Raw genomic sequence first — 7323 nt, 5'->3', positions numbered from 1 at the left:
CTATCCTTAAGACAACCCTCCGTTTCAATCAGAGCAATCCTCATAGCCTTCCTTACATATGGCAGAGTATCGAAACACAAATTGCCCGGATCTACACGTGGATCGGAAGTCCTTTTCATCCAGGAAGTCAGCCGCCGCGACATTTTTTTCTTTGTTTTGGCATATGAGACACTGTCCGCGACATTGTTCAGACATCCCGGGTCTTTTCGCAAATCATATAATTCTTCAGCAGGGCGCAAGCCGAAAGCCCGGTCGAAAATCTCTTTGGGATATTTATCACGCTGGAATACCATAAATGCCTTTGCCGGACCATGACCTGTATCACCATATACTGGATCAGTACCCGCTGGCAACCTGTCTGGATAAAGATTCCTTATGTAGAGAAAATCCTTGTCTTGCACGGAACGCATCGGATACCCATATCCTCCGGGACGAGTGTTGGTATGGCGTTCACGATCGGAATATATTTCCTTGCGGCATGCCGTGTAGTCACCCTTAAACACCGGAATCAGGCTCCGTGAGTCCATCTTTTCTTTCGGCTTCACTCCAGCCGCTTCATAGAAAGTTGCTGTCAGATCCATAAGACTGACAAAACCGTCACACACACTGCCAGGCTTGATTACTCCGGGCCATCTTACTGCGAACGGCACATGACAACCGAGAGCATAAAGATTTGATTTGGCACGTGGAAAAGAATCGCCATTGTCTCCCGTAATGATGAGCAGCGTATTGTCCAGACGCCCCGTTTTGCGCAACGCCTCCATCACTTCCTCGCACTCATCCTGAAAAAGCTGGATATTGTAGTAATAGTCTGCGACATCCGTACGGACATCCGGGGCATCCGGAAGATAAGGAATCAGCGTGACCGAATCAGGATTAAAGCCGTGCGCTTCACCTGAGCCTTGCTTGTAGGGACGATGAGGTCTCCTGCTGCCCATCCAAACACATATCGGTTTATCGGCAGGCGCATCCTGCTCTATATATTTCACAATATCCTTGACCTCCCGGCCCGCAGGGTTATGTTCCCATCCGGTCTGATTCCAGACTCCGGGACCCCACCCTTTTCCCCAATAGACGGCATCATATCCTGCCTCTTCCAGAACATCGGGATAAACGGTCAGGTCCGCCGGGAAATAGCAGTTGAGATTACACCCGTCCTTGAGTCTGTGAGGATGCTGACCGGTGAGAATGCTCGCTCGCGACGGCGAGGAATGAGGAGCCGCGGAATACGCACGGGTGAAAAGCATTCCCTCGGCAGCTATGCGATCCAAGGCTCGGGAATCGACTCCCGTTGCACCGTAAGACCGGGCGTGGGGAAATCCCCAGTCATCGGCAAGCATCAACACTATGTTCGGACGATTGTCCGCATTGTCTTTCGCAAAGGCGGAAACTGCCACACCTCCGGCAATAAGAGCCATAGGAGTCCTTATGTATTTTAAATTCATGGCTTTTGTTTTTTCTCAGGGATTGTCTGGTTTTGATTTATTTTAAACTCAGACTCTCTCCTGGCGTTATCTATGATTTGCGCAATGCCGGGATGGCATTGATCTTTTAGGCGATATTGATGGCGGCGTGCTAAAAGAGACACAGACCAGGGTCAGCAATGCCAAAACTTTCTTCATATTCTATAAAATTATAAGTAGCTGTCGCCGGTTATAACTCTGCCGTTATCATGTTGGGATAATGGTCAGAGATATAGGGTACACCCCAGCCCGGCTTGTTGAAATTCTCGAACTTCTTCACATCCGCGTTTCGGTAATAAATGAAATCTATCACATGGCGTGATGTCATCTTCACCTTGCCGAAACCGTTGAATGTCGGCTCGTTGTTTGAGACAGGCACGTCCCGTCCGTCATTCATCCAGAAATGGAATGGCTGCAGCCCCCATCTGCGCACATCGTCCTCGTCACGGCTCGCATTCATGTCTCCGGCGATGAATACCGGCGCATCCTCACCTGCGATATCACGCATCCTGATCACATTCAGCATTGCGGAATTCAGTTTTGCCTCCAGATCATGATTTTTCAACCCCAAACAGAGATGGGTTGCAAAAAAATAAAAATCCTTCCCTGTAGTCTTCTCCCTGAACTTTCCCCAGCATGTGCCGCGCCACTGTTCGCTGCTGTGGCTCCAGCATCTGGAAGGCTTGTCAGGTGTCGGGCTATGGAAGAAGGAACCCTCTTTCAGCAGACTCACCGTGCTTTTATTGTAAATCAAGATGGTGTTGGCACCACTTCGCGAACCGGTGCCGGGTATTTCTATCTGTCCGTATTCCGGAAGCAATTCCTTGAGGTCTTTCCTCATGGATTCGCGTGCCTCCCCCACAGCCACCACATCCGGTCTGACATCCCGGATAAACCGCTGAATGGCGGTTTTTCTGACGTCCCAACTTGTTTCACCTGTATCTTTGGGGCTATTGTAACGCACATTAAATCCCATCACTTTGACTTCAGCGAGCGATGTCATGCATAAAAATACGAAAATTAGAGCTGATAAATATAATCTTTTGTGTACCATTGTTGTTGATGCCGTTTAAGTAGTTGTTCTGGAAGTTTTTCTGGAAGCTATCGGGACGGTTCCTGAATCAGGGATGCCAGCAATCCATAGAATGGAGCTGTCGTGATGTTCTTTGCCGGTGCTATAAGTCTTGGCTGAGCCACATCCTTCAGATTTTCGCTCAACGCGGGACCGAACAATTCAAAGGATTTTGAAATCTGACCTCCGCATAGCAGACATTCGATATTGTTTTCGGCAAGTATCGGAGCCAATACTCTTCCAAGAATCCCTCCGGCTTCCGCGAATGCCCTGCGGGCGGCGTCATCCCCTTCAAAAGCCGCAGATGCTATTTCAGCCACGGTGATTTCGTTCTTAACGCATCCCGACATCTCCCTGTAAAGCCGTGTGATTCCTCTCTTCGACACAAAGTCTTCAAGAATCCCGCCGCCGTATGGCATACGGAATATCGAGATGAGCGGAGAGCCGTATGGATTGAGCTGCAGCACGGAATCAATGCAGCACGCGAAACCGAGACCGGTGCCGAGAGTGACGAGTGCCGCATTCCTGAAATCACGTGCGTTGCCACACATCATCTCCCCGGCAAGGGCGGCATTGACATCATGCAGGAATCTGACTGGGACATCACTTCCGAGAGCAGGATGGGATTTCAGTATGCCGGTCAGGTTCACATTGCGGATTGACTGGAATTTGTGTTCCATAAGCGACATCCCGGCGTTATAATCGAATGGTCCGGGAAAATCGACAGCAACACCTGCAATCCTCATGCCGCGTTCTTCCGCGAGAGCGGCTCCCCTGGTCACAGCAGTGACCAGGGCGCCGATTATCTCATCTCTGCTTCCGGATGAAGGCATGGGAACCTCATATTCAGCATCTTCAATAAGTCTGCGATCTGAATCTGCGACAATCGCTTTGAGAAACGTCCCACCCACATCAAAAAGCAACTGACAGTCATTCATTCTCGAAACCATCCTTAAGCATCGTTTTATGCACGCGGATAGGTTCCACGCCGAGATTCTCCACCACGTATTCGCCAATGGTCGACGGAACCACTACCATATCCATAAATTCGGCATCGAAATAACGTTCGGGATGTTGTTTCGAGCGGATACGGATTTTTTCACCGTCCACAAGCGTTAGCACATGGAATTTGCCATTGGTATTGTCCTCTATCTCCTTTTCAAATTCAAAACGTCTTAGGGAGAAATAAAGCAACGGGGATTCTCCTACAATCACCTCTGACCATCCTTCCCCGCTACGTGCGATGCGAGGCTTCTGCACGATATTGTTCCTTACCCATGTCGTCGTTCTGTCGCGTGCCACAGTTCTCTCTCCATGATAAGTATGAATCGGACGGGGAACACCGTCAAGATCCGGACGCAGATAATCATAGAGCTTGTAAGTATAGGAACCTATGGTAAGGGAACCGATTTCAAGAACCACCTGATTGCGACCTGACGAATGCACTGTGCCTGCGGGAATCATCACCTGCAGACCCGGTCTGGATTCTTCGTAGCTTATATATTTCATATAATCCACAGGTTTGTATTCCTTGTCGGCGATCTTTATTTCCTTGATAAACTGATCCACATCGGCATCATCGCGGAAACCGATGAAGGTCTTGGCGTCATGACCTGCCTCGACTACATAATAACTTTCGTCCTGACGTCCGAGCTCATCGAAATTTTCCCGGTTATACTTTTCGTCGGAATGACACTGCACGGACATGTTGCCGGTGCTGTGATAGGAATCGTCATAATTGAAGCGGATGGGGAAATAACCGCCGAATTTATCGGCACACTTCCTGCCCATCACCTCTTCGCTGGCTGTCATGAAGAATGTCTGGAAAGGAAACTCCACCTTGTTCCGCCCCACTTCGACCACGATGCTCACCTCCATCGGGATAAGATCGAACACCCATGCGCAATTACGCATGTCGGCGGGCAGGTTTCTGAGTTTCTTCACATAAGTGCCTCCCCATACACCTTCAAGATAAACCGGTTTTGCACGAAACGGGTATGAAGCCATCGATGTGAAAATCTCCTTAAGCGAAGACATGGGCACAAGCTGAAGGTTGCCGGGCTTGTCACTGGGCACATAATAGTCAAGCGCGCACTCCCGGAGCAGACTCCGCCGGAGATTGACCGCCATCTCGAAGTCGGCATAATAGCAGCGGCGGATAATCTGGTTCGCGGGACGCGCCTCCTTCTGACCGAGATTGACATACTGCCCTCTGCGGATGCGCAGAATCGATTCCTTTGGAGTCACGTCAAAATAGAGTTTCAGGTCGAAAAGCTGCATATTCGCGGGAATAAGACAGCCGTTGCCGTAAACCACTACGACTTTCCCTTCATTGCCCTCACGTATTTTTCTCAGTTCCGATCTGAATGCCTCGGTCTTGTCAGGATCCAGAAGAGCCTCGTAACCGCCCCGGAAAATCTTTCCGTAAAGGAGGGTGGGATCCTTCTCCCTGTCCCATTCGAGAAGAGGGTCGATCATATTGTTGATTTCTTCCTCCTCTTTGAGATTGTCAAGATAATTCTTCTGTTCGAGGAGAATGCCCTTCCCCGCGAGCTGCTGGGAAAGGAGATTTATCATCTCCTGCCATTCGGCGGTGGCATATCCGTCGAATGCGAGAATCACGCTCTTTCCCGGATTTGCAATACGGAGAGACTCCACTCGCGCCGCAAGAGATTTTGCACTGTTCAGCGATCCGCATACTACACTCTCCACTACTTCCGCCGGAATATGCGGGCGGTTCACCGGACGGGGATCATCGTACGGGAACGGGTTATACATAAAACTCATGAATATAGGTTATTTATGTTTGTTTGGTTAATTGATTTCATAATATTTGAAGTCCATGATTTCGGAAAGCTCGCGCAATTGTGCACGCCAGTCACCATCGACGACTGCGAAATGCTGGGTTGTGCCGATTTTGATTATTTCTTCGAAAAGACGTTCCACAGGCACAACCGGACGGAAAATCGTATGGGAGTATGTCGCGAGTATATGCTCTCCGGGCAGCGACTCCACAAGAGTCGCGACAAGCTTGTATCCGCCGTCGCATTCCACGAGTTGCGCCATTGTCTTCAGTCCCGGAGAAATACGATACCAGGCAAAGGGTGCTCCCGCGTACCTGTAACTTGTTTTGGCAAAACGCACATCGCGGGCGATCACAACGTTATCCTGCCATTCGGGGTCATTGGGATCGTTGGGACCGGCATGTCCTCCGGCAAACGTGCCGAATTCACTTTCTATATGGAACGGTTCAATAAAGTTCACATTTCTTCCCGAGATCAGCTTGAGAATATAGGTTATGAGTCCGGCACCCATATCCGCCTCCGGCACAAGCACCGATGTGTTTGCATTAAACCAGGGATGATAAAATCCGGCGCGCAGTCCGACNAGCTCAAACATGGCACGGTCGATATCATTAAAAACCATCACGTCTATATCTGAATCTTCCGCCATCTTTGCGAGACCGATCGAGGCACGGACCGATGCCTCGAATTTCTCATAATCCACATCCTCCATCATCCTGTAACTGCCCGTGAGTCTGTCACAATATTCCTTGAGTTCAGTTCTTTCAATTCCTTCTATGACATTGCCATATACGGAATACGGAAGAAAACGTATCTCCGGTCCGAGTTTGACAAAAACATCATATGGGTCTATATATGTGCTCCACATAGCTTCATTATAGTTNGCAAGCAGACCTACGGTAGACCGGCGCATGATGGCGCGGACGCGTGCCGCCTGCGAGAAGATCCGGATCTTTTCATTCACTTCCTCTCGCGACCCCATCACTACTTTGACATGCCGTCTGCCAGTCCTCGGGATAGACCCTGATGCCTCCAGAGAGCCGACAAGCGTGCCGGAACACAGATATTCTATGAAATCATCCTCATCGAGAGTATCATTGAATGCCATCCTGTCTTTTGCAACGTTGACAAAAATCATAGGCAGATCTGGCATATCTCGCAGAAAACGTATCCATGCGAAGTCCTCGCTCCAGCTCAGAAATTCTGTGATAATGAAATCCACCTCTTTGTCATAAAAATACTTCATGGCGCGTTCAGCGTCATCTTTCTCATATATTATCCCCGGAAATTCTATGTCAAGAAAATCAAGGCGGGAGATTATCTCATCAACTACCTTTGCCTTGCGTTCGCCATATGTGCCGTGCGCTGTGCCTTCACCCAGATNCTTGAATCGCGGTGATGCAACAAGCAGTAGTCCTGCCTTCCCTTTGCGTGTCTTATCTGTCTGTTTCATTATGCTTTGTGAATTTTATCATAATCTTTTCTATAGAATAACTTCGCGCCTCCTGTCATCATGACTCCGCAGACAACCCATATGACAGCAAGAACGGATATGCCAGCCGAAAGACTCATGGCCTCCTTTATGGCACCAAGCACAACCGGTGCAAGCGAGCCGAAACCGAATCCGACCATGATCATGGCACCGGAGGCTGACGAATGCAGACGTTCCGGAGTCACATCATACAGAACTGTATAGGTATTGGCATCAAAAAGCGCACGCATGAAGCCAAAACCGGCAAGACCGACATAGACCACCCAGATTATTTCAGAGTTGCCCATCATGAATATGAATGGCGCGCCCAGAAGAAGTCCCACACCCTGCATCGCCATACGCAGCCACGGAGCCTTTCTTGCGATGCGGTCGGAAAGTCCGCCTGCGATAAGCACCCCTATAAAGGCAAACATATGTGTGTAGAACATTGAATTGAATCCAGCGGCAGCCAGACTCTGATTGAATTTCTCATACAGATATGTAGGCATCCAT

6 protein-coding genes are annotated in these 7323 nt (G+C 49.4%); all 6 read right to left on the bottom strand.

Annotation, left to right across the window (positions count from 1 at the left end):
• The coding region (locus JX312_RS06615) for a sulfatase (protein ID WP_204457456.1) at window positions 1-1445 on the bottom strand (1445 nt) is incomplete at its 3' end.
• 208 nt (window positions 1446-1653) lie between these two features.
• The gene (locus JX312_RS06610) at window positions 1654-2466 is read right to left on the bottom strand and encodes an endonuclease/exonuclease/phosphatase family protein (RefSeq protein WP_204457455.1); all 813 of its coding nucleotides are present in this window, start codon (window positions 2464-2466) and stop codon (window positions 1654-1656) included.
• Window positions 2467-2564: 98 nt separating this feature from the next.
• A complete protein-coding gene (locus JX312_RS06605; protein ID WP_239653838.1) occupies window positions 2565-3473 on the bottom strand; it encodes an ROK family protein in 909 nt (302 codons plus the stop codon).
• The gene (locus tag JX312_RS06600; RefSeq protein WP_239653837.1) at window positions 3466-5322 is read right to left on the bottom strand and encodes a class I mannose-6-phosphate isomerase; all 1857 of its coding nucleotides are present in this window, start codon (window positions 5320-5322) and stop codon (window positions 3466-3468) included. The genes JX312_RS06605 and JX312_RS06600 overlap by 8 nt, the downstream gene beginning before the upstream one ends.
• 27 nt (window positions 5323-5349) lie before the next feature.
• Window positions 5350-6792 carry a hypothetical protein gene (locus JX312_RS06595; RefSeq protein ID WP_204457454.1) on the bottom strand — a complete coding sequence of 481 codons (1443 nt, stop codon included), beginning with the start codon at window positions 6790-6792 and terminating at the stop codon, window positions 5350-5352.
• On the bottom strand, window positions 6792-7323 hold a 532-nt coding region (locus tag JX312_RS06590; protein ID WP_204457453.1), incomplete at its 5' end, for an MFS transporter. The genes JX312_RS06590 and JX312_RS06595, both read right to left, overlap by 1 nt.

It is taken from the genome of Barnesiella sp. CU968, assembly GCF_905219685.1.
Classification (GTDB): Bacteria; Bacteroidota; Bacteroidia; order Bacteroidales; family Muribaculaceae; genus Lepagella; species Lepagella muris_A.
This window is presented reverse-complemented; position numbering and strand designations above follow the sequence as displayed.